The organism is Streptomyces sp. NPDC060035, from assembly GCF_042736635.1.
Taxonomy (GTDB): domain Bacteria; phylum Actinomycetota; class Actinomycetes; order Streptomycetales; family Streptomycetaceae; genus Streptomyces.
Genome location: NZ_JBHWVO010000014.1, coordinates 186,982 through 213,040, shown reverse-complemented (window position 1 = coordinate 213,040; position 26,059 = coordinate 186,982). Strand labels below are relative to the sequence as shown.

Here is a 26,059-nt window from a genome sequence, read left to right as displayed (position 1 = left end):
GGGGGCGCTTCTTTCTTGGGGGTGTTGTTGGGGGTGGCGCCCCAACTTTTGGTTGTTTTGGGCGCCCCGGTCGGCGGGCGGCCCTGTTTGCGCGCGTACTCAGGCGCCGCAGCCGCGCGACTCAGCGCTTCCCGTCAGACGGGCCAGTACGTCCGGGCCCAGGACCGCGGGCCCGGCCGCAGCGCCCCGTGGCGGGCGACACGGCCCGGGTCGGACCACTGCTCGGGCGGCAACGGAGCGCCGGGCGGCAGCGCGGCGCCCGCCGCGGCACGCGCCCGGACGACCGCGAGGGCGGCAGCCAGCTCCTCCGGGGTGGGATTGCCCCGTACAACCTTGATCATGGTGGCTCCCGGTGCCTAGAGGGGGATGTTGCCGTGCTTCTTCGGCGGCAGCGACTCACGCTTCGTACGCAGCTGGCGCAGGCCCTTCACGAGGTGTGCCCGGGTGTCGGACGGCATGATCACCGCGTCGACGTAGCCGCGCTCGGCCGCGACGTACGGGTTGAGAAGGGCGTCCTCGTAGTCGGCCATCAGCTCGGCGCGGGTGGCCTCCGGGTCCTCCGCGGCGGCGATGGTGCGGCGGTGCAGGATGTTCACCGCGCCCTGCGCGCCCATCACCGCGATCTGCGCGGTCGGCCAGGCCAGATTCAGGTCGGCACCCAGGTGCTTGGAGCCCATGACGTCGTACGCCCCGCCGAAGGCCTTGCGGGTGATCACGGTGATCAGCGGGACCGTCGCCTCCGCGTAGGCGTAGATCAGCTTGGCGCCGCGGCGGATGATGCCGCCGTACTCCTGGTCGACGCCCGGCAGGAAGCCGGGGACGTCCACGAAGGTCAGGACCGGCACGTTGAACGCGTCGCAGGTACGGACGAAGCGCGCGGCCTTCTCGCTCGCGTTGATGTCCAGACAGCCGGCGAACTGCATCGGCTGGTTGGCGACGATGCCGACCGGGTAGCCCTCGATGCGGCCGAAGCCCGTGACGATGTTCGGCGCGAACAGGGCCTGCGTCTCCAGGAACTCGCCGTCGTCGAGCACGTGCTCGATCGCGGTGTGCATGTCGTACGGCTGGTTCGCCGAGTCCGGGATGAGGGTGTCGAGCTCGCGGTCCTCGTCCGTGGTCTCCAGGTCGGCCTCCTCCGGGAAGGCGGGCGCCTCGGAGAGGTTGTTCGACGGGAGGTACGACAGCAGGGACTTGACGTACTCGATGGCGTCCTTCTCGTCGCCCGCCATGTGGTGCGCCACACCGGAGGTGGTGTTGTGCGTGCGGGCGCCGCCCAGTTCCTCGAAGCCGACGTCCTCACCGGTGACGGTCTTGATCACGTCGGGTCCGGTGATGAACATGTGCGAGGTCTGGTCGACCATGACCGTGAAGTCGGTGATCGCGGGGGAGTAGACCGCGCCGCCCGCGCACGGTCCGACGATCAGGGAGATCTGCGGAACGACCCCCGAGGCGTGCACATTGCGGCGGAAGATCTCGGCGAACAGACCGAGGGCGGCCACGCCCTCCTGGATGCGGGCGCCGCCGCCGTCGTTGATGCCGATGACCGGGCAGCCGGTCTTCATCGCGAAGTCCATGACCTTCACGATCTTCTCGCCGTACACCTCGCCGAGCGAGCCGCCGAAGATGGTGAAGTCCTGCGAATACACGCAGACGGGGCGGCCGTCGACCGTGCCGTAGCCGGTGACGACACCGTCTCCGTAGGGGCGGTTCTTCTCGATGCCGAAGTTGGTGGACCGGTGCCGCGCGAACTCGTCGAGCTCCACGAAGGAACCTTCGTCGAGCAGGAGCTCGACGCGCTCACGGGCGGTCAACTTGCCCTTGGCGTGCTGCTTTTCGACGGCGCGTGCGGAACCTGCGTGCGTGGCCTCGTCAATACGGCGCTGCAGGTCTGTGATCTTGCCCGCGGTCGTGTGGATGTCGCTCTGCGGCTCGGACATCGGGTGGCGGCTCCCTGCCTGGTCACGGGGACGGCTGGTACATCCAGTAAAGGTGCTGGACCAATATGTGCTCGACGGCTACGGCTCGTCGGCTGGTGTTAGCTACTGACCCGTAGCGTATCGGCGCGGATACGGTTCGGCAGTGCGTCGTTGCCCACACCTAATGTGGGTTGCATGACACCTCCGGATGCGCCACACAACCGCTGGTCGGACCTCGACAGACCTCCCCTGAACGTCGCCGCGCTGCGCCGTGGGCTGCTGAAACCGGGCGGCCTGTGGACCTCGCTCGACATCGTCGGGACGACCGGCTCCACCAACTCCGACCTCGCGGCCCGGGCCCCCGCCGGACTGGCCGAGGGCACGGTGCTGGTCGCCGAGGAGCAGACCGCGGGCCGCGGGCGGCTGGACCGGACCTGGACGGCGCCGCCCCGCTCGGGTCTGTTCTTCTCGGTCTACCTGACCCCGGGTGACGTACCCGTCGAGCGGTGGGGCTGGCTGCCGCTGCTGGCCGGTGTGGCGACCGCGACGGCTCTCGCGCAGTCGGCGGGCGTCGACATGGCACTGAAATGGCCCAACGACCTCCTGGTGACTATTCCCACGGGCTCCGGCACCCCTCCGGGGGAGACCCCGCCGGGTGCGGAACGCAAGACCGGCGGCATCCTCGCCGAGCGGGCCGGGGACGGCGTGGTCATCGGAATCGGGCTCAACGTCTCCCTGCGCGCGGCCGAGCTGCCCGCCCCCCAGGCCGGTTCGCTGGCGCTGGCCGGAGCCGTGTCGACCGACCGCGAGACGCTGCTGCGGGCCGTCCTGCGCTCGCTGGAGGAGTGGTACGGCCGCTGGCGCGACGCGAACGGCGACGCCGCCGAGAGCGGCCTCCAGGCCGCGTACGCGGCGGGCTGCGCCACGCTGGACCGCACGGTGCGGGCCGAGCTGCCCGGCGACCGGTCCGTCGTCGGCGAGGCCGTCGCGATCGACAGCGACGGGCGGCTGGTCCTGGCCACCGGGGACGGCCTCCAGGAGCCGGTGTCCGCCGGAGACATCGTCCATCTGCGCGGAGCGGAGGGCGGGCTGACCTGATCCGGGCCGGTCCGGGCGCCCGCGCGGCGTGGACGGCCCGCAGATTACGGACGATGTCGCCCATGACGCACCCGAACCGGCCAACCGGGGACGTGAGCTGGGGCACACCTGCCGTATCGTTGAGGCGATCCAGCGACAGATCGGCAGGGCAGTGCGCAGGGAACGGGCAGGAGGCGGCCGGTGACCGTCGGCGACACGACCTCAGGTGCGGGCGCGGAGCCCCCGCCGGGATCCTCGGTCCACGCGACACCCCATCACGAAGTCGACCATACGGCCGAACCGACGGACGACCCTCTCGCGATCCGGCTGGAACAGCTGATCCTGGGGGCCGACCGCCGCTACACGCCGTTCCAGGCGGCCAGGACCGCCGGGGTCTCCATGGACCTGGCGTCCCGGTTCTGGCGGGCCATGGGCTTCGCCGACATCGGGCAGGCCAAGGCGCTCACCGAGGCCGACGTGCTGGCGCTGCGGCGCCTCGCGGGCCTCGTGGAGGCCGGGCTGCTCAGTGAACCGATGGCGATCCAGGTGGCCCGGTCGACCGGGCAGACGACCGCCCGGCTCGCGGAGTGGCAGATCGACTCCTTCCTGGAGGGGCTGACCGAGCCCCCCGAGCCCGGCATGACCCGTACCGAGGTCACGTATCCGCTGGTCGAACTGCTCCTGCCCGAGCTGCAGGAATTCCTGGTGTACGTGTGGCGGCGCCAGCTGGCCGCCGCCACGGGCCGGGTCGTGCAGGCCGCGGACGACGACGAGATGGTCGACCGCCGGCTCGCCGTCGGCTTCGCCGACCTGGTCGGCTTCACACGGCTGACCCGGAGGCTGGAGGAGGAGGAGCTCGGCGAGCTCGTCGAGGCGTTCGAGACGACCTCCGCCGACCTGGTCGCCGCCCATGGCGGACGGCTCATCAAGACGCTGGGCGACGAGGTCCTCTTCGCCGCGGACGATGCGGGCACGGCGGGTGAGATAGCGCTCCGGCTGGTCGAGGCGATGGCCCAGGACACCACGATGCCCGCTCTGCGGGTGGGCATCGCGTTCGGCACGGTCACCACCCGGATGGGCGATGTCTTCGGGACGACGGTGAATCTGGCCAGCAGGCTCACCTCGATAGCGCCGAAGGACGCCGTGCTGGTCGACAGCGCGTTCGCCCAGGAGCTGACGCGGACCGGTGACGCCCCCGCCTCCGAGGCGCAGGCGGCCGAGGAGGTCGCGGCGGCGGCCGAGCGGGCCCGGCTGGCCGAGAAGGAGGGCCGGCAGGCGGACGAGGCACCTCTGCCCACCTACCGCTTCGGGCTGCAGCCGATGTGGCAGCGGCCTGTGCGGGGGCTGGGCGTCGTGGAGCCGTGGCTGCTGGCGCGGCGGGGTAAGCCCGCGTCCTGACGCTGTGGGGTGCGGGTGGCGCCTGCGCGGGCTGTTCCCCTACCCGCCCCTTCCCGAAACCGTGGGCTCTGCCCCCGGGCCCCGGGTCCTCAATCGCCGGACGGGCTTCAAGGATGCCCTCAAGCGCCGGGCGGGCCGGGATGTGTGCGGGCGGGCTTCAAGGTGTCCCTCATCGCCGGGCGGGCCGGGATGCGCGCGGGCGGGCTTCAAGGTGTCCCTCATCGCCGGGCGGGCCGGGATGCGCGCGGGTGGGCTCGAAGGTGTCCCTCATCGCCGGGCGGGCTGGGATGTGTGCGGGCGGGCTGGGGAGTTGCGTGCCCGGGCGCCTAGGATCCCCCCGGTAACGCTCGTTAACCGGAGGGGTGCAGCCATGACCGTCACGTCGGAGCAGCGGTTCGGGGAGTTCGTCGTCGTACGGCGGCACGAGGGCCAGGAACACGTGGCCGAGCTGGTGCTCGACCGGCCCAAGGCGATGAACGCGGTGTCCACCGACATGGCCCGTTCGATCGGGGCCGCCTGCGCCGCGCTCGGCGCCGACCAGGGGGTGCGCGTCACCGTGCTCACCTCCAGCCACGAGCGGGCCTTCTGCGTGGGCGCGGATCTCAAGGAGCGGAACTCCTTCACGGACGCCGAGCTGGTGCGGCAGCGGCCCACCGCGAGGGCCGCGTACACGGGCGTACTCGAGCTGCCGATGCCGACCGTCGCCGCCGTGCACGGCTTCGCCCTCGGTGGCGGCTTCGAGCTCGCCCTGGCCTGCGATGTGATCGTGGCCGACCGTACGGCCGTGGTCGGCCTGCCCGAGGTGTCCGTCGGCGTCATTCCCGGCGGCGGCGGTACGCAGCTGCTGCCGCGCCGGGTCGGCGCGGCACGCGCCGCCGAGCTGGTCTTCACCGCGCGGCGGGTGGAGGCGGCCGAGGCGCGTGAGCTGGGTCTGGTGGACGAGCTGGTCGACGCGGGCCTGGCCCGGGACGAGGCGCTGGCACTCGGCGGCCGGATCGCCGTCAACTCGCCGGTGGGACTGCGCGCCGCCAAGCGGGCCCTGCGGCTCGGGCAGGGGCTGGATCTGCGGGCGGGGCTCGAGGTGGAGGACGCGGCCTGGCGATCGGTGGCCTTCTCCGGTGACCGGGCCGAGGGTGTGGCCGCGTTCAACGAGAAGCGGAAGCCGAACTGGCCGGGCGAGTGACAGCAGCACCGGGCGGAGCGCTCTGAAGATCATCCGCGCTGTCAACTGATCAAATCGCCGCGAACTTACCTAAACTGTGGTGATGGGCGGTGATGATGTGCGGCTGCGCGCCGTGGTTCTGCTGGCGCAGACGATGGCGGCGGCCTACACCTCGCGTGAGTCCTGGCGGGCTGCGGCGCTGGGGGCGTGCGAGGCGCTGGGCGGGAGCTTCGCCGCTCTCTCCGTGTGGGAGCGCGACCGGAGCAGGCTGCGGGTACTGGTGAACGCGGGGGAGCGGGCCGAAGGGGAGGAGGAGTTCCCCGACGAGGAGGCCTACCCCGTGCACCAGTTCCCGGAGATCACGGAGTTCCTGCACGAGCGGTGGGCGGGCGGCGGCGAGCCGGACGCCTGGGTGGAGACCGCCCATGGCAGCTCGGCCACCGGAGCCCCGGCCCGGGGCGCCCGCCCGTACTGTCATCAGCGGGTCGCGGCCCTGCGGCGGCGGGGGCGGGGCTGCTGTGTGGTGGCGCCGATCGTGCTGCACGGGAGGGCCTGGGGCGAGCTGTATGTGGCGCGTCCGGCCGGTGCGCCGGTGTTCGACCGGGACGATGCGGACTTCGCCACCGTGCTGGCCGCTGTCGTCGCGGCGGGCATCGCCCAGACCGAGCGCCTGGAGGAGGTCCGCAAGCTGGCCTTCACCGACCCGCTGACCGGGCTCGCCAACCGCCGCGCCGTGGACCTCCGGCTCGACGAGGCGGTGGAGCTGCACCGTACGGAGGATGCCGTGGTGAGCCTGGTCGTCTGTGATCTGAACGGTCTCAAGTCGGTCAACGACACCCATGGCCATGCAGTAGGCGACCGTCTACTGGAACGTTTCGGCTCGGTGCTCTCGCTCTGCGGGGCGATGCTCCCCGGCGCCCTGGCGGCACGGCTGGGCGGTGACGAGTTCTGTCTGCTGACCGTGGGGCCCACGGCGGACGACGTGGTCCGGGTCTCCGAGGAGCTCTGCGCGCGGGCCGTCGCCCTGGAGCTCGGCGACGGGGTCGCCTGCGGAGTCGCCTCGACCGGCGACGAGATCGGCCCCGTACGCTCCGCGCGCCGGCTCTTCCGGCTCGCGGACGCGGCCCAGTACCAGGCCAAGGCGGCGCACTCCAGGAGGCCGGTGGTGGCGGGGCGCGACGGCGAGGTGATCCGGCTCGCAGACTCCCCGCCCAAGTCGCCCCACGACCGCCGCAGGCTGCGCGGCAGCCCGCCCGGGAACGGGACGCCCGACCGGTAAGGGGTCAACCGTACGACCACTAGTGACATGTAGAGATTCAGTCCGTACGCTTCTGAATATGGATATGCATACAGTCGTGGTGGGGACGTCCGGTACCACCGCCGAGGACGTCATCGCCGTGGCCCGCGGGGGCGCCCGTGTCGAGCTCTCACGAGCCGCCGTCGACGCCCTTGCCGCCGCCCGCGAGATCGTCGACGCGCTCGCCGCCAAGCCCGAGCCGGTCTACGGCGTCTCCACCGGCTTCGGCGCCCTCGCCAGCCGGCACATCAGCCCGGACCTCCGGGCGCAGCTGCAGCGCAACATCGTGCGCTCGCACGCGGCGGGCATGGGCCCCCACGTCGAGCGCGAGGTCGTGCGGGCGCTGATGTTCCTGCGGCTGAAGACCCTCGCCTCCGGCCATACCGGCGTACGCCCCCAGGTCGCGCAGACCATGGCCGACGTGCTCAACGCGGGCATCACCCCCGTCGTGCACGAGTACGGCTCGCTCGGCTGCTCCGGCGACCTGGCCCCGCTCTCGCACTGCGCCCTGACCCTGATGGGCGAGGGCGACGCGGAGGGCCCCGACGGCGTCGTGCGCCCCGCCGGTGAGCTCCTTGCCGCCCACGGCATCACGCCCGTCGAGCTGCGTGAGAAGGAGGGCCTCGCCCTCCTCAACGGCACCGACGGCATGCTCGGCATGCTCGTGATGGCCCTCGCCGACCTGAAGAACCTCTACACCGCCGCGGACATCACTGCCGCGCTCTCCCTGGAGGCCCTCCTCGGCACGGAGAAGGTCCTCGCCCCGGAGCTCCACGCCATCCGGCCCCACCCCGGCCAGGGCGCCTCCGCCGACAACATGCTGCGGTTCCTCGACGGGTCCGGCCTCACCGGCCACCACCAGGACGACGCCCCCCGCGTCCAGGACGCCTACTCCGTACGCTGCGCACCCCAGGTCAACGGTGCAGGGCGCGACACCCTCGCGCACGGGCGGCTCGTCGCGGACCGTGAACTGGCCTCCGCCGTCGACAACCCCGTCGTGCTTCCGGACGGGCGCGTGGAGTCCAACGGCAACTTCCACGGCGCGCCCGTCGCGTACGTGCTCGACTTCCTGGCGATCGTCGCCGCCGACCTCGGCTCGATCACCGAGCGCCGCACCGACCGGCTCCTGGACAAGAACCGCTCGCACGGGCTGCCGCCGTTCCTCGCCGACGACGCCGGTGTCGACTCCGGGCTGATGATCGCCCAGTACACGCAGGCCGCCCTGGTCAGCGAGATGAAGCGGCTCGCGGTCCCGGCGTCCGTCGACTCGATCCCGTCCTCCGCGATGCAGGAGGACCACGTCTCCATGGGCTGGTCGGCCGCGCGCAAGCTCCGTACCGCCGTCACCGACCTCGCGCGGATCGTCGCCGTCGAGCTGTACGCGGCCACGCGCGCCGTCGAGCTGCGCGCCGCCCAGGGGCTGACCCCCGCGCCCGCCTCGCTGGCCGTCATCGAGGCACTGCGGGCCGCCGGTGTCCAGGGGCCGGGCCCCGACCGCTTCCTGGCCCCCGACCTGGCCGCCGCCGACACGTTCGTACGCGAGGGAAAGCTGGTCGTGGCCGCGGAGGCGGTGACCGGAGCGCTCGCCTGATCCCGTATGCACGCGAGGGCCGGTGCACCCGAGGGTGCACCGGCCCTCGCGTGTACGTCAGAAGCCCGGGCTCACGGTGCCCCGGCGTACCGCATACGCGACGAATCCCGCTCCGGCACACAGGAAGGCCGTACCGCCGATCAGATACGGGGTGGTGTCGACCCCGGCCCCGGTGTTGGCGAGCGTCTCCTGCGGGGCGATCTCTCCCGTACCGGAAGCCTGTTGGCCAGGAGCCGAGGAGTTGGCGGAACCGCCCTGAGGGCCTGCCCCGTCCGTCGCGTTGGCGGAGGGGACGAACCAGAGAGCACAGAGCAGGGTGCCTGCTGCGGTGGTGGTCAGCAGCGTGCGACGAGCGATGGACACAGAATCGATCCCCTTGCGACAACCATCAGTTAGCCCCGTGGGCCGATGCTAAGCAAAGCAGCGGGTCGGAGGAAAGTCGCAGACCCCAGGAGCCTTACGCTCCGGCGTATGAGCACTTCAGAGACAACCGCATTTGTTCGGCTTCGCGTGGAGATGGTGCTGGAGATCACCGACGCGGACGCCCTGACCGGCACTGCACTCGAGAGCATCGCAGCCGACCACACGGCGTCCGGCGTTTCCGCGGAGGAGTCCGCCGAAGAACGCATGCATGCCGAAGCGACGGTCAGGGAAGACGGTGCGGAGGCGCTCGCGTCACTCATCGACCCGTTCGACCTGGTGAGCCAGGTGCCCGGGGTCGAGCTCGCCCAGGCCTCGTGGAGCAGCGAGACCATCGACTACGACCCGGGCGCCGAGGACTGGGCGGCCGGCGGCGACGAGGACGAGGGCCATTACGGGATCGAGGACAATGAGACGGACGACGAAGAGGGCGGTGGGGCGGAACGCTGACTCGGCTCGGCACACCTCCCGGGCAGCGGGAACCGCTGCTGCCCCGGGTGCGTCGATGAGTGGTGTTCCCCACATCTTCGGCTGATGAGGAACGGAAGACCCGTTCAGGGTGTTCTTGAAGCATTGACGGGGGTTCGCCGTCCGGCGGCCCCGTCGGGGATTTTGGGGATCGGCAACGATGGAGAAGCGTGTGATGACGGACAGCAAGCGGCGCAGGGGCCTCATGGCCGCGTCCGCACTGCTCGGCGGCGTGCTGGTGCTTTCGGCCTGTAGCGACGACGGTGGTGGCAAGGGCGGCGGCACGAGCGCCGACAGCTCGAAGACGTCGCAGGCCGAGGTGGACGAGGCAGCAGCCAAGGATGCCTCCGAGGCGCAGATAACGATCGCGCCGAAGAACGGTGCCACCAACGCGAGCATCAACAGCGCCGCCCTGGTCACCGTTGCCAAGGGCAAGCTCACCGAGGTCACGATGACCACGTCGGCCGGAGAGACCGTCGAGGGCACGCTCGCCGCCGACGGCTCCAGCTGGAAGCCGACCGGTCAGCTCGAACGCTCGACCACGTACAAGATCAGTGCGACGGCCACCGACTCCAAGGGCCGCGAGGCACACGCCAACAGCTCCTTCACCACCGTTTCACCCGAGAACAGCTTCATCGGGAACTTCACTCCCGAGGACGGCTCCACCGTCGGCGTCGGCATGCCCGTCTCGATCAACTTCAACAAGGCGATCACGAACAAGAAGGCCGTCCAGGACGGCATCACCGTGACGTCGAGCAGCGGCCAGGAGGTCGTCGGCCACTGGTTCAACGAGAAGCGCCTGGACCTGCGCCCCCAGAACTACTGGCAGGGCAACTCCACCGTCACGCTGAAGCTCGCGCTCGACGGTGTCGAGGGCGCCGACGGCGTCGTGGGTGTGCAGGAGAAGACGGTCACCTTCAAGGTCGGCCGCAACCAGGTCTCGACCGTGGACGCCAAGGCGCACACCATGACCGTGACCCAGGACGGCCGGACGGTCAAGACCATCCCGATCTCCGCCGGTTCCTCGGACAACCCGACGTACAACGGCCAGATGGTGATCTCCGAGAAGTTCAAGGAGACCCGCATGGACGGTTCGACGGTCGGCTTCACCGACGACGACGGCAAGGGCGAGTACGACATCAAGGACGTGCCGCACGCCATGCGGCTGTCCACGTCGGGCACCTTCATCCACGGCAACTACTGGGGCGCCAAGTCGATCTTCGGCAGCGTGAACACCAGCCACGGCTGCGTCGGCCTGTCCGACACGAAGGGCGCGGGCGACCCCAACGTGCCGGCCGCCTGGTTCTACAACAACTCCATGATCGGTGACGTGGTCGTCGTCAAGAACTCCCCGGACAAGACCATCGCCCCGGACAACGGGCTCAACGGCTGGAACATGAGCTGGGCGCAGTGGACGGCGGACTCCGCCGCCTGATCGTCCCACCCGCGCTCCTCCCCTGTACGAAGGCGGCGGCACCCCGGATCCCCGGGTGCCGCCGCCTTCGGCATGTGCGGCCCGCAGGTGTTCTCATCCAGCTCTCATCGCAGACTTAACTCCTCATCACACCCGGTCCATACCTTCGCGCCATGTTCTTCACCTACCTCCGGCGCGAGCTGCGCCGCCGCAGAAAGGCGGCGCTCGTCGTCGCCTCGGGGCTCGCCCTCGGCATTGCGCTGGTCATCATCGTCAGCTCGGTCTCCTCGGGCATGGGCAAGGCCCAGGACGAGGTCCTTCAATCGCTGTACGGCCTGGGTACGGACATGACGGTGACCAAGGCCGCAGCCGCTCAGGGTTCCGGCACCGAACGGCCCCGGTTCGAGTTCGACGCCAAGGACGACGACGACGCGACCCAGAGCACCGACCGGGTCATGGTCCAGGGTTTCCAGACACTGGCCTCCACCACCGTCGACAAGGTCGGCAAGCAGAACGGCGTCGCGGACGCCGTCGGCGGGCTGAGCCTGACCGTCATGAAGGTCGACGGCCAGTTCAAGCGCGGCGAGTTCAAGCAGGATGAGGGTGCTGCCCAGGGCGGCCCCCGCGGCGGCGGCAGCAGTCAGCCGCAGGGCGAGGTCCAGGGAGGCGGCGCCTCCTTCGACGTCAACTCCTTCACCGTGTACGGCACCGACGTCACCCAGCAGGACCTCGGTCCGCTGACCTCCTCCAAGATCACCAAGGGCCGCACGTTCAAGGCCACCGAGACCGATGCCAAGGTCGCGGTCGTCGATGCCGCGTACGCCAAGGAGAAGGAGCTCGCGGTCGACAAGACCGTCACGATCTCCGGCACGAAGTACACGATCGTCGGCGTCTCGACGGCGGACAGCGGTGACGCCGCCGCCAACGTCTACGTCCCGCTGAAGCAGGCACAGACGCTCGCCGACTCCAAGGACAAGGTCACCACGGTCTACGTCAAGGCCGCCGACTCGCAGGCGATCGACACCGTCAAGGCCGCCATCCAGAAGAACATATCCGGCACGACGGTCACCACGTCCGCCGATCTCGCCGACACGGTCTCCGGTTCCCTCTCCACCGCCTCCGACCTCGCCTCCAGCGTCGGCAAGTGGCTCTCCATCGCCGTCCTGGTCGCCGCCTTCCTGGTCGCGGGCCTGCTCACCTCCTCGGCGGTCAGCCGCCGCGTACGGGAGTTCGGCACGCTCAAGGCGCTCGGCTGGAAGAGCGGACGCGTCACCCGTCAGGTCATCGGCGAGGCCCTCGTCAACGGCCTCATGGGCGGTGTCCTCGGCATCGCCGTCGGGCTCGCCGGCGCGTACGCCGTGACCGCCATCAGCCCCACCCTCACCGCCCAGCTCGGCTCCTCGGGCGGCGGCGGAGGCGGCATGGGCGGCGGTCCGATGGGCGGCGGCGGCCCCGGCCGCCAGACCGCGGCCAGGACCCTCGACATCGCCCTGACCGCCCCGGTATCCCTCACCACGATCCTGACCGCCGTCGCGCTGGCCGTGGCGGGAGGACTCGTCGCGGGTGCCTTCGGCGGCTGGCGGGCCTCCAGGCTGCGCCCTGCGGACGCCCTGCGTCGCGTCGCGTAACCCGCCCGCCCCATTCTCCGTACGTACAGCAGGAGTCCACACGTGTACCAGCTCAAGGGCGTCACCAAGCGCTACATGCGCGGCAAGAACCCCGTCGACGCACTCGCGGGCGTCGACCTGACCATCGAGGACGGCGGCAGGCTCGTCATCCAGGGGCCGACCGGCGGAGGCAAGTCCACGCTCCTGCAGATGCTCGGCGGACTGGACAGACCCACCTCCGGCTCCATCGAGCTCGACGGCGTCGACCTGGCGAAGCTGCCCGAGTCCAGGCTCACCAAGGTCCGGGCGGAGTCCATCGGCTTCGTCTTCCAGAGCTTCAACCTGATCCCGACGCTCACCGCCCAGGAGAACGTCGAGACCGCGCTCGTCCCGCTCGGCCTCGGCGCGAAGACCCGCCGGGAACGGGCCGCGGAGGCTCTGGAGTCCGTCGGCCTCGGCGACCGTCCCACCCATCTGCCGGGTGAGATGTCCGGCGGCCAGCAGCAGCGCGTCGCGATCGCCAGAGCTCTGGTGAAGCGGCCCAAGGTACTGCTCGCCGACGAACCCACGGGCAACCTCGACGAGTCCATGCGCGACGAGATCATGGAGCTGCTCGACGGGCTGTGGAAGGAGCACGGGCTGACCTTCGTGATGGTCACCCACGACAGTTCCCTCGCGCGCAAGGCGCCCCGGGTGGCGACCATCCGCAAGGGCAAGGTCACGGTGACGGAGAACGCGACGGCCTGAGGCCGGCGGGTACGCGGCGCTCCCGGCCGACGGGCGGGCGGGGGCGCCGCGTTACGCCGCATCGTGCGCGGCGACGGACGAACGGTAGGACCGCAGGTCCCTGCGCCTCACCTGGCGCAGCCCTGCCACGTCGTCGTCGGCCTCGCTTCCGGGCCGCGAACCTCCGGGCTGCCCGCTTCCCGGCTGCCCGCTTCCGGGCCCTGGGATTCCGGTCCGGCCGCCTGCTGTCCGGCTGCCTGCGGCCTGCCCGGCTCCGGCGCGGCCGGGGAGCGGGCGCAGCCAGTACCAGGGCTGCAGCGGGAGCCGGACCAGCCCGTACAGCCAGCGCCGGATCAGCCGCCCCAGCCCGGGCCGACGGGCGTCGGACAGCCCGATCACCCGTACCCCCATGATCAGTTTGCCCGCGCTGGCCCGGACGGCCGCGGTCAGCAGCACCTGGTTGACGAACGAGAGCGCGAGGGCGGGCAGGGCGGTCAGGACCACCGCCCGGCCCGTGTCGGCCGCCTGAACGTACGGCCGGGCCAGTAATCCGGCCGCCAGCAGGCAGAGATAGCCGTCGAGGGCGATCGCGAGGTACCGCCGCATGCCGTCGGCACCGGACGGAATGGAGGGCGGCGGCCGGAGCAGACCGTACGGGGGAGGGGGCGTCGCCCTGCCGTACGAGCCGGGTGGTCGCCGCAACGCCGGCTGTCTGTAAGGGCATTGGCTGTCTGCGGCGTTCCGGGTCCCCCGTGGCGGTGTCATGACGGCATCATGACCGATCGTCAGCTGAGGGGACCTTCTCCTGCACGCTCGACTTGCTGTGGATGTCCGGCGGGTATCCGCGGACCGCGGTCAGCAGCCGCCGCCCCTGGGTACCCGGTAACGGGAATCCAGCCGGTACACGCCACCCCGCGGCACCGTGAGCCGCGTCCATGCGCCGTCCCGCCCCACGCAGGCCCCACCGTCCGCCCGCAGCCAGGGCGAGTACGCGATCCGTACCCGCACCGACCCCGCCGACGGCATCCGCACCACCAGCGACGCCGCGTCCCCGCGCACCACCTCGCCCGGCGCCGACACCGGCCCGGCCGCCCCGCGGACCCGGTAGACCCGCCACCAGGTGTCCTGCCACACCGGGTCCAGCCAGTCCGCACCACGCCGGACGAGGGCCGCCTCCGCCTCGGCCGGGCTGTCCGGCGTACCGTTGTGCAGCACCACCAGGCCGACGCCCCACCGGTCGAGCCAGTCGCGGTACGCCGCCGGTGCCAGCGTCCTTCCGTAGAACAGCCGGCCGCGCTCCACGTCCAGCTGGCGGTTCCAGCCGCGCGCCATGGCGACGTGCGGGGCGAGCAGGGCCGCCTCCCGGTGGTTGCGGGCCGGGACGACCTCCACCCGGGTCCGGTCCGCGCCGAGCCCGTGCAGCGCGGTGACGACACCGTCGGTACGCGTGGCCCAGGCGGGCACGGTGTTGGAGACCTCCAGGTCGTCGTCGGTCTTGTCCACCACCCAGCCGGTGTTGACCACGAGCACCCCCGCGAGCACCACGGTCCCCACCTGTCGCACCGCCCCTGCCCGGCCCCGGGCGCCCGCGAGCAGCGCCGCGAGCAGGACGGGGGGCCCGGCGATCCCCACCAGCCGCTCCACATTCGTCCCGACCGGTGAGGCGACACAGAAGGTCAGTACGACTCCGGACGCGTACACCGCGGCCGCGAACCTGACCACCCGCCAGCCGTTCGTGCGCGGTGCGGCGAGCCACACGGCCGCGCACGTCCCGAGCGGTATCCACAACACATGTGTGTGCATGGGCTGTTCGCCCGCGAACGGAAACAGCACCGTCGTCGCCGCGACCACCGCGACCGGCGCGGCCAGCAGTGCCAGACCCCTGCGCCCCTGCCTGTCCAGTCCGTACGCCGCTCCCGCCACCACGAGGAACAGCCCCGCCACCGGACTTGCCGCCGTCGCCACGGCCGCACACCCCGCGGCGACGGCGGGTCGCCGGGTCACGTACACCAGCGCGGCCAGCCCGACCGCCACGCCCAGCGTGAACGTCGTGCGCCCGGAGGCGACGTTGCACCAGATCCCGAACGATCCCAGCACCGCGGGCGCCACCGGCCACCGCACCCCGCTCCGCGCGCACAGCCGCCCCAGTGCCCACGACCCGCAGAGTCCCGCTGCCACGGAGACCGTCCGAACTCCGAAGGCGGCCATCAGCGGCGGGGTGAGCACGCTGTAGCTGGCGGTGTGCATCCCGCCGTACCAGGAGAGGTTGTACGCCGACCAGGGATGGTGCTCCGCGAAGTCGGCCCACGCCAGCTGCGCCGCGAGATCCCCGCCGCCGGTGGACAGGACCGCGGCCCACACCACGTACAGCGGCACGACCACCAGCGTCGCCACGAGCGGCACCCGCCACATCGGGCGCCGGACAACCGCGGCCTCCGCACCCGGACTGCTGCGCGGGCGCGGGATCTTCGCGGACACGTCATCTGAAGTAGGCGTACGAACACGCTCGGTGATCCCCACGCCGCACACCCTATGACGAGGGGGATGCGGGCCCGGCCCCTCACACTCCTGCCCGGAAGGCTGTGAGCTTCGCCACCGTACGGGTCGGCTAACGGACCATCCTGGTCAATATGGACATGGTTTCGGGATTCTCCGGGGCCACGCTGGGACAATCGCCCGGTGCAACGGTCCTCCATCGACCGGTGGCGCTTCCAGGGACAGGGAGCGCCGTTGCGCACGAGCCCACCCATGGAAGGTCTTGATCAGATGCCGGCCACCTCTGGCTCCGTAAGCCCGCACACCGCCGCGACCCGCGTCATCGAGCCGCTCTACGCGGCTGTTCTGCGACGCAACCAGGGCGAGAAGGAGTTCCACCAGGCGGTACGCGAGGTCCTCGAAACCCTGGGCCCGGTGCTGGCGCAGCGGCCGGAGTTCGTCGACGCCCGGATCATCGAGCGGATCTGCGAGCCCGAGCGCCAGCTCATCTTCCGGGTGCCGTGGTCGGACGATTCCGGCGACATCCACGTCAACCGCGGTTTCCGCGTCGAGTTCTCCAGCTCGCTCGGCCCGTACAAGGGCGGACTGCGCTTCCACCCGTCGGTCAACCTCGGCATCGTGAAGTTCCTCGGCTTCGAGCAGATCTTCAAGAACGCCCTCACCGGCATGCCGATCGGCGGCGGCAAGGGCGGCGCGGACTTCGACCCGAAGGGCCGCTCCGACGCCGAGGTCATGCGCTTCTGCCAGTCCTTCATGACGGAACTCCACCGTCACCTGGGCGAGTACACCGACGTCCCCGCCGGAGACATCGGCGTGGGCGGCCGCGAGATCGGCTACCTCTTCGGCCAGTACAAGCGGATCACCAACCGCTTCGAGTCCGGCGTGCTCACCGGAAAGGGACTCGGCTGGGGCGGCGCCCAGGCCCGCACCGAAGCGACCGGCTACGGCTGTGTCCTGTTCACCGCCGAAATGCTCCGCAGCCGCGGCGAATCCCTCGACGGCCAGCGCATCGCCGTATCGGGTTCGGGGAACGTGGCCATCTACGCGATCGAGAAGGCCCAGCAGCTCGGCGCGACCGTGGTGACCTGCTCCGACTCGGGCGGCTACGTGGTGGACGAGAAGGGCATCGACCTCGCCCTCCTCAAGGAGGTCAAGGAGGCGGGCCGCGGCCGGGTCTCCGACTACGCGGAGCGCCGCGGCGAGCAGGCACGCTACGTCCCCGGTGCGGGGGTCTGGAATGTCCCCGTGGACGTCGCCCTGCCCTGCGCCACCCAGAACGAACTCGACGAGGCCGACGCGCTCGCCCTCGTACGCCACGGCGTGAAGGCCGTCGCGGAGGGCGCCAACATGCCCACCACCCCCGAGGCGGTCCGCGTCCTCCAGGAGGCCGGTGTCGCCTTCGCGCCCGGCAAGGCGGCCAACGCGGGCGGCGTGGCCACCAGCGCCCTGGAGATGCAGCAGAACGCCTCCCGCGACTCCTGGACCTTCGCCCACACGGAGGAGCGCCTCGCGGAGATCATGCGCCACATCCACGACTCCTGCTACACCACCGCCGAGCGCTACGGCAGCCCCGGCAACTACGTGGTGGGCGCGAACATCGCGGGCTTCGAACTGGTCGCGGACGCCATGCTCGCGCAGGGCCTGATCTGATCCGCCCGGCTCGGGGCGGAACGCGCCCCGAGCCGGCCCCGACGGGGCGGAGGTGTCGCCCTGCACGCTGCCCGCGTGCCGGGCGGACACCGCTGGGTGTCATCGCAACCGGCCGGTATCCGTTCCCGGTGCCGGGACGCGACGCCGGAAGTACTCCGCACAGCCCGTGTTCAGCACCAGCACCACCGCGAGGACCGCGGCCGCCACCGGATGCCCCGTCCCGTACACGGCTGCCGCCGCGCCGCCGAGCACCACCGTCTTCACTGCCAGGACCCCCGCGAGCGGCAGCCGGATCCGGGCGTGGGGCGCGGCGAACAGCCCCCACAGGGCGACGGCCGCCGCAGGTGTGCCCAGCCCCAGCAGCACCGATGCCACCCAGCCGTCCACGACCGTGAAGCCCCACCGGGCCAGGCAGCCGATCGCCACCAGTTCGAGGACGAAGGCGAGCACCTCGTTCGCGGCGAACCACGGGCGGCCGCGCAGGGCGTTGAGGTGGCTGTCGCCGGTGCCTGCCGTCATTCGGATCCGAACTCCCCTTCGGTGTGAAACCCCTTGTGCGGAAGAGTGCCACCCACTGACGCCACCTCAGAAGCCTTCGGTCGTACGCGCCCCGGACTGCTGCCCGGCCGGCGCGAGCAAGGAGGTCCGGGGCAGAGGTGGTGGGGCTGCACGGAGGGGGTTGTCGTGTCCGAAGGCGTCGGCCCGCAGAGCACCAACGGCACGTGAGGCGGACACGTCCAACCGGGACCCGTCGCACGACACCCGGCTTAGCCAACAGCAGATTCGCCCGGCGCGGAACGCTTCCACCTCCCGCGCCGGGCGCAGCGCTCCTAGGCTGGGGTGATGAGCAGCCACGCGCAGAACCGAGCCCGCGTCATCCCCCTGCGTCCCGTCCCCGCGACACCCGGCCCCGCCCCCGCCACCAGGGAGCCCCTCTGGCGGGATGTCGTCGGGGACGTCCTGCGCCGCGAGCGGCTCGCCCAGGGCCGGACGCTCAAGGATGTGGCCGAGGACGCCCGGATCTCGATGCCGTACCTCTCCGAGATCGAGCGCGGACGCAAGGAGGCGTCGTCGGAGGTCCTTGCGGCGGCTGCCCGTTCGCTCGGCCTCGGACTGGCCGATGTGCTGTCCCTGGCACAGGGTGAGCTCGGGCGCCGGAGCACGGCCTCCAGGATGTCCCCGGCCCGCGCTTCCATGGGCGAGGTGCGGCTGGCCGCCTGATCCGTGTCAGGCGGTGGCCAGGACCCGACGGCTGAGGACCTCGTCCGCGAGGCCGTACGCCACCGCCTCCTGCGCGGTGAAGATCCTGTCCCTGTCGGTGTCGGCCCGCAGGGTCGCGAGATCGTGGGGGGTGTGCCGGGCCAGGACCTCCTCGACCTGCGAGCGGATCCGCAGCATCTCCTCGGCGTGCAGCCGGAGGTCGGAGACAGTGCCCTGCTGTCCACCGCTGGCCGGCTGGCCCAGCAGCACACGGGAGTGCTCGAGGACGAACCGGCGGCCGGGATCGCCGCCGGCCAGGAGCACGGCCGCGGTCGAGGCTGCCTGGCCGACGCAGAACGTCGCGATGGGAGCCGAGACGAAGCTCATCGTGTCGTAGATCGCCATGAGCGAAGTGAAGGAGCCACCGGGTGAGTTGAGGTAGATCGCGATCTCGGTCCCGGGGCTCGACGACTCCAGGTGGAGCAGCTGGGCGATGACGACGTTGGCGACGCCGTCGTCGATCTCCGTACCGATGAAGATGATCCGTTCGGACAGGAGCCGGCTGAAGACGTCGTAGGACCGTTCCCCCTGCGGGGTGCGCTCGACGACGTTCGGAATCGTGTACTGGCTCATGTCAGAGTCCGATCCGTCGTCGCGAGCCGGCCGGGCGTACGTCGTCGAGCGACTCGACGACGTGATCGACCATGCCGTACGCCTTCGCCTGCCCGGCCGTGAACCACCGGTCCCGGTCGCCGTCCCGGGAGATCGTCTCCGCGGACTGTCCGGTGTGTGCCGCCGTGATCCGCTCCACGGCCTGCTTCGTGAATTCGAGGTTCTCGGCCTGGATCGCGATGTCGGAGGCGGTGCCGCCGATGCCGGCCGACGGCTGGTGCATCATGATCCGCGCGTTCGGCAGGGCGAACCGCTTGCCCTCGGTCCCGACGGTGAGCAGGAACTGCCCCATGGACGCGGCGAACCCCATGGCGAGGGTGGAGACGTCGTTCGGGATGAGCTGCATCGTGTCGTAGATGGCCAGCCCGGCCGTCACGGACCCGCCGGGACTGTTGATGTAGAGGCTGATGTCGGTGCGCGGGTCCTCGGCGGACAGGAGCAGCAGCTGCGCGCAGACCCGGTTCGCGGAGACCTCGTCCACCTGGGTGCCCAGGAACACGATCCGTTGGGCGAGGAGCTGCGCGGCGAGGTGGTCGTCGAACCGCGTCGGCGGTGTGTCCTCGTCGGCGGCGCGTGGACGGGTAGCGGAGTGGAGCATCGGACCTCCCGGTGGTGGGGGCGGCCGGAACAGCCGCGCTCCCTCCACTCTTGGCCCGGCGGGGCCGCCACGTCAGAAATCTCGGCCCACGGCAGATTCGCCGCGGGCAGAGCAGCCGCTACGGTGACGGCATGGACAGCAGCGGAGTCCGGATCGGCCTCGAACTGCTCGCGCCGGACAGCGAGTCGAGCACGCGGTGCACCTGGCACGGAGACGGTGCCAACCCCTGCCAGGAGCAGCCGGTGACGGGTGTGCTGGACCGGGGCGGCAACCGCTGGTCGGCGTGCGCGCAGGCCGCCGGGGCCGTGGCCGCCGACAGAGGCGTGCCCCTGCCGCCCGGCCTGGCCTGAGGCTGCCCGCTACGTCACTCGCCGGCGGTGGGGGCCGGGGCGATGCCCGTCGGGCAGGAGCGGCCCCAGTTCGTCTCGGAGGGGGACTCCAGCGTGGCGCCCGTACCGCCGATGCCGCAGTAGCCGTCCGGGTTCTTGTCCAGGTACTGCTGGTGGTACGCCTCCGCAGGCCACAGCGTGCGGCCCTCGGCGGGGAGGATCTCCGTGCTGATCCCGCCGAAGCCGGAGCCGGTGAGGACCTGCTGGTACGCCTCGCGGGACGCGGCCGCGCCCTCCGCCTGCTCGGCGGTGTGGGTGTAGATCGCCGAGCGGTACTGCGTGCCCACGTCGTTGCCCTGGCGGAAGCCCTGGGTCGGGTTGTGGGACTCCCAGAAGAGCTTCAGCAGCTCCGCGTAACCCACGACCGTCGGGTCGAAGACGACACGGACCGCTTCCGTGTGGCCCGTCAGGCCCGAGCAGACCTCTTCGTACGCCGGGTTCTCCGTGTAACCGCCCTGGTAGCCGACGAGGGTCGTCCAGACGCCCTCCGTCTGCCAGAACTTGCGCTCGGCACCCCAGAAGCAGCCCAGCGCGAAGTCGGCGACCTCCAGACCCTCCGGGTACGGGCCGGTCAGCGGGTTGCCGAGGACCGTGTGGCGGTCCGGGACCGTGAATTCGGGGACGGGACGCCCTCGCAGGGCCTCCTCGCGGGTGGGGAGCTGCGGGGTGCGGTGGTTCAGGAACATGCGGGGGGCTCCTCCGGGGTCGGTGTTCAGTGCGTACAACGCGCCGGGGGCGCCGTGGATTCCGGCGCCCCGCCACGGCGGACACGTCAGCCCCGGGCCGCCTTCACGACCTACGCCGCGCAGTGGTCGGGGGTGTCGGGACAGCGCTTCCTCGGGTTGCCGGAGTACGTCCACGGAGCGCTGCCGATGTAGCCGTCGATCGCACGGAACTGCTCGACCGCCGCCTCGTACCGGTCCTGCCGGTACAGCAGCCGGGCCAGCGGATGGCGGACCCGGACGATCCTGGGGTCCGGATGCGGACGGCGATCACGGCGCTGACGAGGAAGATTTTCAGGGCCACGCTCCCCGGGGTCCGTGTCACCGCCGCTCAGCCGGTGGCGGCGAGGACGGCCCGGAACCCCACGACCCCCGCTCGCACCCACAGCACCAAAACGGCACGAGCAACCCGACCATTGTGGGACACGCAGGGGAATTACCGCCGTGTCCCTGCGGCAACGGACTTCTGTGGCGCTCGCGCGACTACTGCGGCAGCGTCGCCGGGCTGCCGCCGTTCGCCTCGTACCCGGCGACGGCCAGCGCCCGGTACACCGTGTACTCGGCGGCCGGATCGGAGTCATGGACCCAGGGCAGCGCGCCCACGTGGCCGTCGATGTGGACGAGCTGGTTCATCGCCTCCGACCAGCGCTCCATGCGGACGAGGAAGAAGACCAGCAGGTGCCGGACGTGGGCGAGCACCGGGTCGTCGGCGCGGGCCGCGTGCACCGCGAACATCGCGCCCCCGACCGCCTTCGTCACGACGGTTCCGCGGTAGAAGCCCTGCACGAGATTGACCTCGGGCAGGTTCTCGTACAACGCGAACAGCGGCAGCGCGGCGAGCAGCGAGCCCTGTGGGGCGCGGGCGGCGGCGGCGGTGGCGAAGCGGTCGGCGAGCTCGGGCGAGCCGTGCCACTTCTCGCACCAGAAGTGCAGGGCGGCGATGTGCGCACCCATGTGGGCGGGGGCACGGTCGATGACCTTCGCCCACAGCTGGTCGAACTGCTCGGGGGAGTAGCCCAGGCCACGGGCGACCGCCAGTTCCACGATGTACGGGACGGGGTCGCCGGGCGCCAGCAGGGCCGCCTCGCCGCAGACCGTACGGGCCTCCTCCAGGATGATCCGGAAGTCGTCGGAGCCCACCGTGGCGGAGCGCCACGCCTGCTGCACCAGGAACTCGGCGTGCACCGCCGCGCCGCCCGCGTCCTTCGGGGCCTCGGCCCGCCATTTCCGCAGCCATGCCCCGCCCGCACCGGGCCGCTGGGCCAGCTCCAGCGAGGCCGCACCGGCGAACGCCTGCACCCGCTGCCAGCGGATCTCGCTCTCCTTGGGCGTGCCCGCAAGCAGCTGGGAGGCGGCCCGCCACTCCTGGGTACCCTGCACGACGTCCAGGACGTCGAGGAGGTCCTGGTCGGGGCCCGGCATCCGGATGTCCAGTTCCTCCTGGCGCACGAATCCGTAGTTCTCCGGATCGGCCGCGTCGGGGGAACCGGGCGCGACCTGCCGGATACCGCCACGACGGCGCAGCATGATCGGGCCGACGACCACGGCGAGCATGCACAGGGCGAGCAGGAACCACAGAATCTCCATGGGTCCATTGTCCCCGGACGGCGCAGCGGCCGGAAAGTGCCCTCTTGACGAACTACGCTCGGGCTTCATGAGCGACCAGCACAGCTTCGAGACCCTTGCGATCCACGCCGGCAACACGGCGGATCCCCTCACCGGCGCCGTGGTCCCGCCGATCTACCAGGTGTCCACGTACAAGCAGGACGGCGTCGGCGGGCTGCGCGGCGGCTACGAGTACAGCCGCAGCGCCAACCCCACCCGTACCGCACTGGAGGAGAACCTGGCGGCACTGGAGGGCGGCCGACGCGGGCTCGCCTTCGCGTCCGGCCTCGCCGCGGAGGACTGCCTTCTGCGTGCGCTGCTCACGCCCGGCGACCACGTGATCATCCCGAACGACGCCTACGGCGGAACGTTCCGGCTCTTCGCGAAGGTGGCCTCGCGCTGGGGCGTGGAGTTCTCGGTCGCCGACACCTCCGACGTGTCGGCGGTACGGGCGGCGATCACCGCCCGTACCAAGGCGATCTGGGTGGAGACCCCGTCCAACCCGCTGCTCGGCATCACGGACATCGAGGCCGTCGCCGGTGTGGCCCGGCAGGCCGGCGTGCGGCTGGTCGTCGACAACACCTTCGCCAGCCCCTACCTCCAGCAGCCGCTCGCACTCGGCGCGGACGTCGTCGTGCACTCGACCACCAAGTACATGGGCGGGCACTCCGACGTCGTCGGCGGCGCGCTCGTCGTCAGCGACGCCGAGCTGGGCGAGGAACTCGCCTACCACCAGAACGCGATGGGTGCCATCGCCGGGCCGTTCGACGCCTGGCTGGTGCTGCGCGGCATCAAGACCCTCGCGGTCCGCATGGACCGGCATGACGAGAACGCCACCAAGGTCGCCGATCTGCTGACCCGCCACCCCAAGGTGACCCAGGTCCTGTATCCGGGGCTGCCGGAGCACCCGGGCCACGAGATCGCCGCGAAGCAGATGAAGGCGTTCGGCGGGATGGTGTCCTTCCGCGTCACGGGCGGCGAGGAAGCGGCGGTCGAGGTCTGCAACCGCGCGAAGCTGTTCACGCTCGGTGAGTCGCTCGGCGGTGTCGAGTCGCTGCTGGAGCACCCGGGCCGCATGACGCACGCATCGGCCGCGGGCTCCCCGCTGGAGGTGCCCGCGGACCTGGTGCGCCTGTCCGTCGGCATCGAGAACGCCGACGACCTGCTGGCCGACCTCACGCAGGCGCTCGGCTAGGAAAACGCATCTCCGTCCGGCGGCCGTGACCACGTCCCGGCCGCCGGGCGGTTCCGCTTCCGCCGTCAGATTCCGCTGTCAGACAGCCACCTTCTCGTCCTCCAGCGAGGCCCGGATCTGCTCACGCAGCTCGGGGCTGTCCGTGTGCTCGTGGACGGAGACGGCGTGCTCGGCGGCGGCCCGCACGACTTCCTCCTCCTCGCCGGTGATGGCGAGAGAGCAGTTCGACACGCTCGGGTACTTGCGGCAGTCGGCGATCTTCCGTGTCATGACGGCCTCCTCGGGCTCGTACCTGCCGACTCTCCCAGGATAGATCCGGGCGAAAAGGGTGCCCAGCGGCCGTCATCGGCCGTCCTACGGTGTCGTCGGACCGAGGTGTCGTCGAACCAGGAAGAAGCGGTGCGCGCCGCCGGTCAGTTGTCCTGTACCGGGTGGTGCGCGGCCTGCCGCGCTGCCAGTGAGGCGTTGAACCGGGTGAGCAGGGCGCAGAACGTGTCGCGCTCCTCCTCGCTCCAGTCGTCGGTGACCTGGGACATCAGCTCACGGCGCGAGGCCCGGACCTCGTCCAGCCGCGCCTGGCCGCGCGGTGACAGCTGCAGCACGACCGCACGGCCGTCCTCCGGGTGCGAGGTGCGCTTGACCAGACCGGTGTCGACGAGCGGTGCGACCTGCCGGGTCACGGTCGAGGAGTCGATCCCCATGCCCGCGGCCAGTGCCTTGACGCCCATCGGGCCTTCCCGGTCGAGCCGGTTGAGCAGCAGGTAGGCGGCGCGGTCCATGGAGTTGCGGACCTGGCCGACACCGCCGAGGCGGGTCTGTTCGGCACGGCGGGCGAAGACGGCCACCTGGTGCTGGAGAGCATCGAGGAGGGGGTCGGTACCCGGGTGTCCGGGGGCGGCGCCCCCGGAAGGAGACGCAGCAGTCGTCATGTCCTGAGGGGGCATGGCCGGGGGCTCTCTTCGTGCGGTGTCGGATGGGTGGGGGACAGAGTACGCGGCCACGGGGCAACGTGTACCAGCGCTGCACAAACCTATGGACACCACCGCAGGCTGCCACGAGATGCGACGGCCGCGACCGCTCCGAGCTGCAAGACTTGCTGTCATGACCTTCTGGACGCCAGGCACCTTTCCTCCGCTGATCCTCGACGACATCCGTGGGGCGCAGAAGATGCTGTCCGGGGTGGCCAGAACGACAGGGATGGAGGGCAGCCGCCATCTGACGGCGCTGGTCGGCGCGCCGGTCCATTTCAAGTGCGAGAACCTTCAGCGCACCGGCTCGTTCAAACTGCGCGGCGCGTACGTACGGATCGCGGGCCTCAGCCCGGTGGAACGGGCGGCAGGAGTAGTGGCCGCAAGTGCCGGAAACCATGCGCAGGGTGTCGCACTCGCCTCTTCGCTGCTCGGCGTACGCTCGACGGTCTTCATGCCGCTCGGCGCCCCTCTGCCGAAGGTGGCGGCAACGCGCGAGTACGGGGCGGAGGTTCAGCTCCACGGGCATGTCGTCGACGAGACGCTCGCCGCGGCCGAGGCGTACGCGGAACGGACCGGGGCCGTCTTCATCCACCCCTTCGACCACCCGGACATCATCGCGGGCCAGGGCACCGTGGGCCTGGAGATCCTCGAACAGTGCCCCGAGGTCCGCACGATCGTCGTCGGCATCGGCGGTGGCGGTCTCGCCGCGGGCGTCGCCGTCGCCGTGAAGGCGCTGCGCCCGGACGTGAAAATCGTGGGCGTTCAGGCGGCGGGCGCGGCCAGTTACCCGCCGTCGCTGGCGGCCGGGCACCCGGTGGCGCTCGATTCGGTGCAGACCATGGCCGACGGCATCAAGGTGGGCCGCCCCGGCGACATTCCGTTCCGGCTCGTCCAGGAGCTGGTCGACGAGGTCCGTACGGTCTCCGAGGACGAGCTCTCCAGTGCGCTGTTGCTCTGCCTGGAACGGGCGAAGATGGTCGTCGAGCCGGCCGGGGCGAGCCCCGTGGCGGCGCTGCTGAGCGATCCGAAGTCGTTCCGCGGGCCGGTGGTCGCCGTGCTGTCGGGCGGCAACGTCGACCCGCTGCTGATGCAGCGCATCCTGACGCACGGCATGGCGGCGGCAGGACGCTATCTGAGCCTGCGGCTGCGGCTGACGGACCGGCCGGGGGCGCTGGCCGCGTTGCTCGCCACGCTGTCCGTGGCCGACGCCAACGTGCTCGACGTCAGCCATGTGCGGACCGATCCGAGGCTGGGGCTCACCGAGGTGGAAGTGGAACTGCACCTGGAGACCAAGGGCCCGGAGCACTGCGAGGAGGTCGCCGCCGCACTGCGGGAGGCGGGCTATCTCGTGATGAGCTGAGGGCTGGGGCGGGGTGCTGGGCTCGGTGACGGGCGCAGGGCGAAAACCTGTTGTGACTCACGATGTATCGCGATAGCGTGCACCGCCGAACAGTCCGCGGCTCCGGACACGGGGCCACCGGCAAA

The 26,059-nt window shown here is 71.2% G+C and carries 27 protein-coding genes; 14 read left to right on the top strand and 13 right to left on the bottom strand.

What is annotated here, in order from left to right; all coding sequences use genetic code 11:
• Positions 1–134: 134 nt before the first annotated feature.
• Both ACFWBQ_RS23040 and ACFWBQ_RS23035 read right to left on the bottom strand, forming a co-directional pair.
• A complete protein-coding gene (locus tag ACFWBQ_RS23040; protein ID WP_385492099.1) occupies positions 135–341 on the bottom strand; it encodes an acyl-CoA carboxylase epsilon subunit in 207 nt (68 codons plus the stop codon).
• 15 nt (positions 342–356) lie between these two features.
• On the bottom strand, positions 357–1,937 hold the full coding sequence (locus ACFWBQ_RS23035; protein WP_385492096.1) for an acyl-CoA carboxylase subunit beta: 1,581 nt from the start codon (positions 1,935–1,937) through the stop codon (positions 357–359).
• A gap of 174 nt (positions 1,938–2,111) precedes the next feature.
• Between ACFWBQ_RS23035 and ACFWBQ_RS23030 the strand changes: the two genes are divergently transcribed.
• The 5 genes from ACFWBQ_RS23030 (at position 2,112) to hutH (ending at position 8,441) form a co-directional block, all read left to right on the top strand.
• Positions 2,112–3,014, top strand: coding sequence for a biotin--[acetyl-CoA-carboxylase] ligase (locus tag ACFWBQ_RS23030; protein WP_385492093.1), 903 nt, complete (start codon positions 2,112–2,114; stop codon positions 3,012–3,014).
• Between the two features lie 180 nt (positions 3,015–3,194).
• Positions 3,195–4,391 carry an adenylate/guanylate cyclase domain-containing protein gene (locus ACFWBQ_RS23025; protein ID WP_385492090.1) on the top strand — a complete coding sequence of 399 codons (1,197 nt, stop codon included), beginning with the start codon at positions 3,195–3,197 and terminating at the stop codon, positions 4,389–4,391.
• A gap of 370 nt (positions 4,392–4,761) precedes the next feature.
• A complete protein-coding gene (locus tag ACFWBQ_RS23020) occupies positions 4,762–5,574 on the top strand; it encodes an enoyl-CoA hydratase/isomerase family protein (RefSeq protein ID WP_385492088.1) in 813 nt (270 codons plus the stop codon).
• Between the two features lie 82 nt (positions 5,575–5,656).
• Complete coding sequence (locus tag ACFWBQ_RS23015) at positions 5,657–6,832, top strand: diguanylate cyclase domain-containing protein (RefSeq protein WP_385492085.1); 1,176 nt, start codon at positions 5,657–5,659, stop codon at positions 6,830–6,832.
• 58 nt (positions 6,833–6,890) lie between these two features.
• Positions 6,891–8,441 carry a histidine ammonia-lyase gene (gene hutH, locus ACFWBQ_RS23010; RefSeq protein ID WP_385492082.1) on the top strand — a complete coding sequence of 517 codons (1,551 nt, stop codon included), beginning with the start codon at positions 6,891–6,893 and terminating at the stop codon, positions 8,439–8,441.
• A 57-nt stretch (positions 8,442–8,498) separates the two neighbouring features.
• Here hutH and ACFWBQ_RS23005 read toward each other — a convergent pair whose 3' ends face one another.
• Positions 8,499–8,804, bottom strand: a complete 306-nt coding sequence (locus tag ACFWBQ_RS23005; protein ID WP_385492079.1) for a hypothetical protein — start codon at positions 8,802–8,804, stop codon at positions 8,499–8,501.
• Between the two features lie 108 nt (positions 8,805–8,912).
• Here ACFWBQ_RS23005 and ACFWBQ_RS23000 point away from each other — a divergent pair, with 108 nt between their 5' ends.
• From ACFWBQ_RS23000 to ACFWBQ_RS22985, 4 genes are all read left to right on the top strand, one after another.
• Positions 8,913–9,311 carry a hypothetical protein gene (locus tag ACFWBQ_RS23000; RefSeq protein WP_385492076.1) on the top strand — a complete coding sequence of 133 codons (399 nt, stop codon included), beginning with the start codon at positions 8,913–8,915 and terminating at the stop codon, positions 9,309–9,311.
• Positions 9,312–9,489: 178 nt separating this feature from the next.
• A complete protein-coding gene (locus ACFWBQ_RS22995) occupies positions 9,490–10,764 on the top strand; it encodes an Ig-like domain-containing protein (RefSeq protein ID WP_385492073.1) in 1,275 nt (424 codons plus the stop codon).
• A 152-nt stretch (positions 10,765–10,916) separates the two neighbouring features.
• The gene (locus ACFWBQ_RS22990) at positions 10,917–12,371 is read left to right on the top strand and encodes an ABC transporter permease (protein WP_385492070.1); all 1,455 of its coding nucleotides are present in this window, start codon (positions 10,917–10,919) and stop codon (positions 12,369–12,371) included.
• A 42-nt stretch (positions 12,372–12,413) separates the two neighbouring features.
• Entirely contained in the window at positions 12,414–13,097 is a 684-nt protein-coding gene (locus ACFWBQ_RS22985; RefSeq protein WP_385492067.1) for an ABC transporter ATP-binding protein, read from the top strand.
• A 51-nt stretch (positions 13,098–13,148) separates the two neighbouring features.
• Here the strand turns inward: ACFWBQ_RS22985 and ACFWBQ_RS22980 are convergent, their stop codons facing one another.
• Entirely contained in the window at positions 13,149–13,682 is a 534-nt protein-coding gene (locus ACFWBQ_RS22980) for an RDD family protein (RefSeq protein WP_385492064.1), read from the bottom strand.
• 249 nt (positions 13,683–13,931) lie between these two features.
• Positions 13,932–15,488 (bottom strand): hypothetical protein, encoded by a 1,557-nt coding sequence (locus ACFWBQ_RS22975; RefSeq protein WP_385492125.1) that lies wholly within the window; start codon positions 15,486–15,488, stop codon positions 13,932–13,934.
• 354 nt (positions 15,489–15,842) lie between these two features.
• Here ACFWBQ_RS22975 and gdhA point away from each other — a divergent pair, with 354 nt between their 5' ends.
• Positions 15,843–17,222 carry an NADP-specific glutamate dehydrogenase gene (gene gdhA / locus ACFWBQ_RS22970; protein ID WP_385492061.1) on the top strand — a complete coding sequence of 460 codons (1,380 nt, stop codon included), beginning with the start codon at positions 15,843–15,845 and terminating at the stop codon, positions 17,220–17,222.
• A gap of 99 nt (positions 17,223–17,321) precedes the next feature.
• On the opposite strand, the gene ACFWBQ_RS22965 is transcribed toward gdhA, so the two are convergent.
• Entirely contained in the window at positions 17,322–17,741 is a 420-nt protein-coding gene (locus tag ACFWBQ_RS22965) for a YrdB family protein (protein WP_385492058.1), read from the bottom strand.
• Positions 17,742–18,065: 324 nt separating this feature from the next.
• On the opposite strand from ACFWBQ_RS22965, the gene ACFWBQ_RS22960 reads away from it, so the two are divergent.
• On the top strand, positions 18,066–18,443 hold the full coding sequence (locus tag ACFWBQ_RS22960) for a helix-turn-helix domain-containing protein (protein ID WP_385492055.1): 378 nt from the start codon (positions 18,066–18,068) through the stop codon (positions 18,441–18,443).
• 6 nt (positions 18,444–18,449) lie between these two features.
• On the opposite strand, the gene ACFWBQ_RS22955 is transcribed toward ACFWBQ_RS22960, so the two are convergent.
• Positions 18,450–19,055, bottom strand: a complete 606-nt coding sequence (locus tag ACFWBQ_RS22955) for a ClpP family protease (protein ID WP_385492052.1) — start codon at positions 19,053–19,055, stop codon at positions 18,450–18,452.
• A 1-nt stretch (position 19,056) separates the two neighbouring features.
• Positions 19,057–19,692 carry an ATP-dependent Clp protease proteolytic subunit gene (locus ACFWBQ_RS22950; RefSeq protein ID WP_385492049.1) on the bottom strand — a complete coding sequence of 212 codons (636 nt, stop codon included), beginning with the start codon at positions 19,690–19,692 and terminating at the stop codon, positions 19,057–19,059.
• A 131-nt stretch (positions 19,693–19,823) separates the two neighbouring features.
• Between ACFWBQ_RS22950 and ACFWBQ_RS22945 the strand changes: the two genes are divergently transcribed.
• Positions 19,824–20,042 carry a hypothetical protein gene (locus ACFWBQ_RS22945; RefSeq protein WP_385492046.1) on the top strand — a complete coding sequence of 73 codons (219 nt, stop codon included), beginning with the start codon at positions 19,824–19,826 and terminating at the stop codon, positions 20,040–20,042.
• Positions 20,043–20,056: 14 nt separating this feature from the next.
• Here ACFWBQ_RS22945 and msrA read toward each other — a convergent pair whose 3' ends face one another.
• From msrA to ACFWBQ_RS22930, 3 genes are all read right to left on the bottom strand, one after another.
• On the bottom strand, positions 20,057–20,767 hold the full coding sequence (gene msrA / locus ACFWBQ_RS22940; protein WP_385492043.1) for a peptide-methionine (S)-S-oxide reductase MsrA: 711 nt from the start codon (positions 20,765–20,767) through the stop codon (positions 20,057–20,059).
• A 110-nt stretch (positions 20,768–20,877) separates the two neighbouring features.
• Positions 20,878–21,189, bottom strand: coding sequence for a hypothetical protein (locus tag ACFWBQ_RS22935; RefSeq protein WP_385492040.1), 312 nt, complete (start codon positions 21,187–21,189; stop codon positions 20,878–20,880).
• 97 nt (positions 21,190–21,286) lie between these two features.
• A complete protein-coding gene (locus tag ACFWBQ_RS22930) occupies positions 21,287–22,390 on the bottom strand; it encodes a hypothetical protein (protein WP_385492037.1) in 1,104 nt (367 codons plus the stop codon).
• Between the two features lie 67 nt (positions 22,391–22,457).
• On the opposite strand from ACFWBQ_RS22930, the gene ACFWBQ_RS22925 reads away from it, so the two are divergent.
• The gene (locus tag ACFWBQ_RS22925; RefSeq protein ID WP_385492034.1) at positions 22,458–23,603 is read left to right on the top strand and encodes a cystathionine gamma-synthase; all 1,146 of its coding nucleotides are present in this window, start codon (positions 22,458–22,460) and stop codon (positions 23,601–23,603) included.
• A 78-nt stretch (positions 23,604–23,681) separates the two neighbouring features.
• On the opposite strand, the gene ACFWBQ_RS22920 is transcribed toward ACFWBQ_RS22925, so the two are convergent.
• Entirely contained in the window at positions 23,682–23,873 is a 192-nt protein-coding gene (locus tag ACFWBQ_RS22920) for a DUF1059 domain-containing protein (RefSeq protein ID WP_385492031.1), read from the bottom strand.
• 143 nt (positions 23,874–24,016) lie between these two features.
• Positions 24,017–24,547: a MarR family winged helix-turn-helix transcriptional regulator gene (locus tag ACFWBQ_RS22915; RefSeq protein WP_385492028.1), complete on the bottom strand. Its 531-nt coding sequence runs from the start codon at positions 24,545–24,547 to the stop codon at positions 24,017–24,019.
• Positions 24,548–24,704: 157 nt separating this feature from the next.
• Here ACFWBQ_RS22915 and ilvA point away from each other — a divergent pair, with 157 nt between their 5' ends.
• Complete coding sequence (ilvA, locus tag ACFWBQ_RS22910; RefSeq protein WP_385492025.1) at positions 24,705–25,934, top strand: threonine ammonia-lyase; 1,230 nt, start codon at positions 24,705–24,707, stop codon at positions 25,932–25,934.
• Positions 25,935–26,059 lie beyond the last annotated feature (125 nt).

Bases quoted from the DNA above. Each gene is read 5' to 3' on its own strand.
- ACFWBQ_RS23040 (WP_385492099.1), bottom strand. From the start codon at position 341: ATGATCAAGGTTGTACGGGGCAATCCCACCCCGGAGGAGCTGGCTGCC.
- ACFWBQ_RS23035 (WP_385492096.1), bottom strand. From the start codon at position 1,937: ATGTCCGAGCCGCAGAGCGACATCCACACGACCGCGGGCAAGATCACA.
- ACFWBQ_RS23030 (WP_385492093.1), top strand. From the start codon at position 2,112: ATGACACCTCCGGATGCGCCACACAACCGCTGGTCGGACCTCGACAGA.
- ACFWBQ_RS23020 (WP_385492088.1), top strand. From the start codon at position 4,762: ATGACCGTCACGTCGGAGCAGCGGTTCGGGGAGTTCGTCGTCGTACGG.
- ACFWBQ_RS23015 (WP_385492085.1), top strand. From the start codon at position 5,657: ATGGGCGGTGATGATGTGCGGCTGCGCGCCGTGGTTCTGCTGGCGCAG.
- hutH (WP_385492082.1), top strand. From the start codon at position 6,891: ATGGATATGCATACAGTCGTGGTGGGGACGTCCGGTACCACCGCCGAG.
- ACFWBQ_RS23000 (WP_385492076.1), top strand. From the start codon at position 8,913: ATGAGCACTTCAGAGACAACCGCATTTGTTCGGCTTCGCGTGGAGATG.
- ACFWBQ_RS22995 (WP_385492073.1), top strand. From the start codon at position 9,490: ATGGAGAAGCGTGTGATGACGGACAGCAAGCGGCGCAGGGGCCTCATG.
- ACFWBQ_RS22990 (WP_385492070.1), top strand. From the start codon at position 10,917: ATGTTCTTCACCTACCTCCGGCGCGAGCTGCGCCGCCGCAGAAAGGCG.
- ACFWBQ_RS22980 (WP_385492064.1), bottom strand. From the start codon at position 13,682: ATGCGGCGGTACCTCGCGATCGCCCTCGACGGCTATCTCTGCCTGCTG.
- ACFWBQ_RS22975 (WP_385492125.1), bottom strand. From the start codon at position 15,488: ATGTGGCGGGTGCCGCTCGTGGCGACGCTGGTGGTCGTGCCGCTGTAC.
- gdhA (WP_385492061.1), top strand. From the start codon at position 15,843: ATGCCGGCCACCTCTGGCTCCGTAAGCCCGCACACCGCCGCGACCCGC.
- ACFWBQ_RS22965 (WP_385492058.1), bottom strand. From the start codon at position 17,741: ATGACGGCAGGCACCGGCGACAGCCACCTCAACGCCCTGCGCGGCCGC.
- ACFWBQ_RS22960 (WP_385492055.1), top strand. From the start codon at position 18,066: ATGAGCAGCCACGCGCAGAACCGAGCCCGCGTCATCCCCCTGCGTCCC.
- ACFWBQ_RS22955 (WP_385492052.1), bottom strand. From the start codon at position 19,055: ATGAGCCAGTACACGATTCCGAACGTCGTCGAGCGCACCCCGCAGGGG.
- ACFWBQ_RS22950 (WP_385492049.1), bottom strand. From the start codon at position 19,692: ATGCTCCACTCCGCTACCCGTCCACGCGCCGCCGACGAGGACACACCG.
- ACFWBQ_RS22945 (WP_385492046.1), top strand. From the start codon at position 19,824: ATGGACAGCAGCGGAGTCCGGATCGGCCTCGAACTGCTCGCGCCGGAC.
- msrA (WP_385492043.1), bottom strand. From the start codon at position 20,767: ATGTTCCTGAACCACCGCACCCCGCAGCTCCCCACCCGCGAGGAGGCC.
- ACFWBQ_RS22930 (WP_385492037.1), bottom strand. From the start codon at position 22,390: ATGGAGATTCTGTGGTTCCTGCTCGCCCTGTGCATGCTCGCCGTGGTC.
- ACFWBQ_RS22925 (WP_385492034.1), top strand. From the start codon at position 22,458: ATGAGCGACCAGCACAGCTTCGAGACCCTTGCGATCCACGCCGGCAAC.
- ACFWBQ_RS22920 (WP_385492031.1), bottom strand. From the start codon at position 23,873: ATGACACGGAAGATCGCCGACTGCCGCAAGTACCCGAGCGTGTCGAAC.
- ACFWBQ_RS22915 (WP_385492028.1), bottom strand. From the start codon at position 24,547: ATGCCCCCTCAGGACATGACGACTGCTGCGTCTCCTTCCGGGGGCGCC.
- ilvA (WP_385492025.1), top strand. From the start codon at position 24,705: ATGACCTTCTGGACGCCAGGCACCTTTCCTCCGCTGATCCTCGACGAC.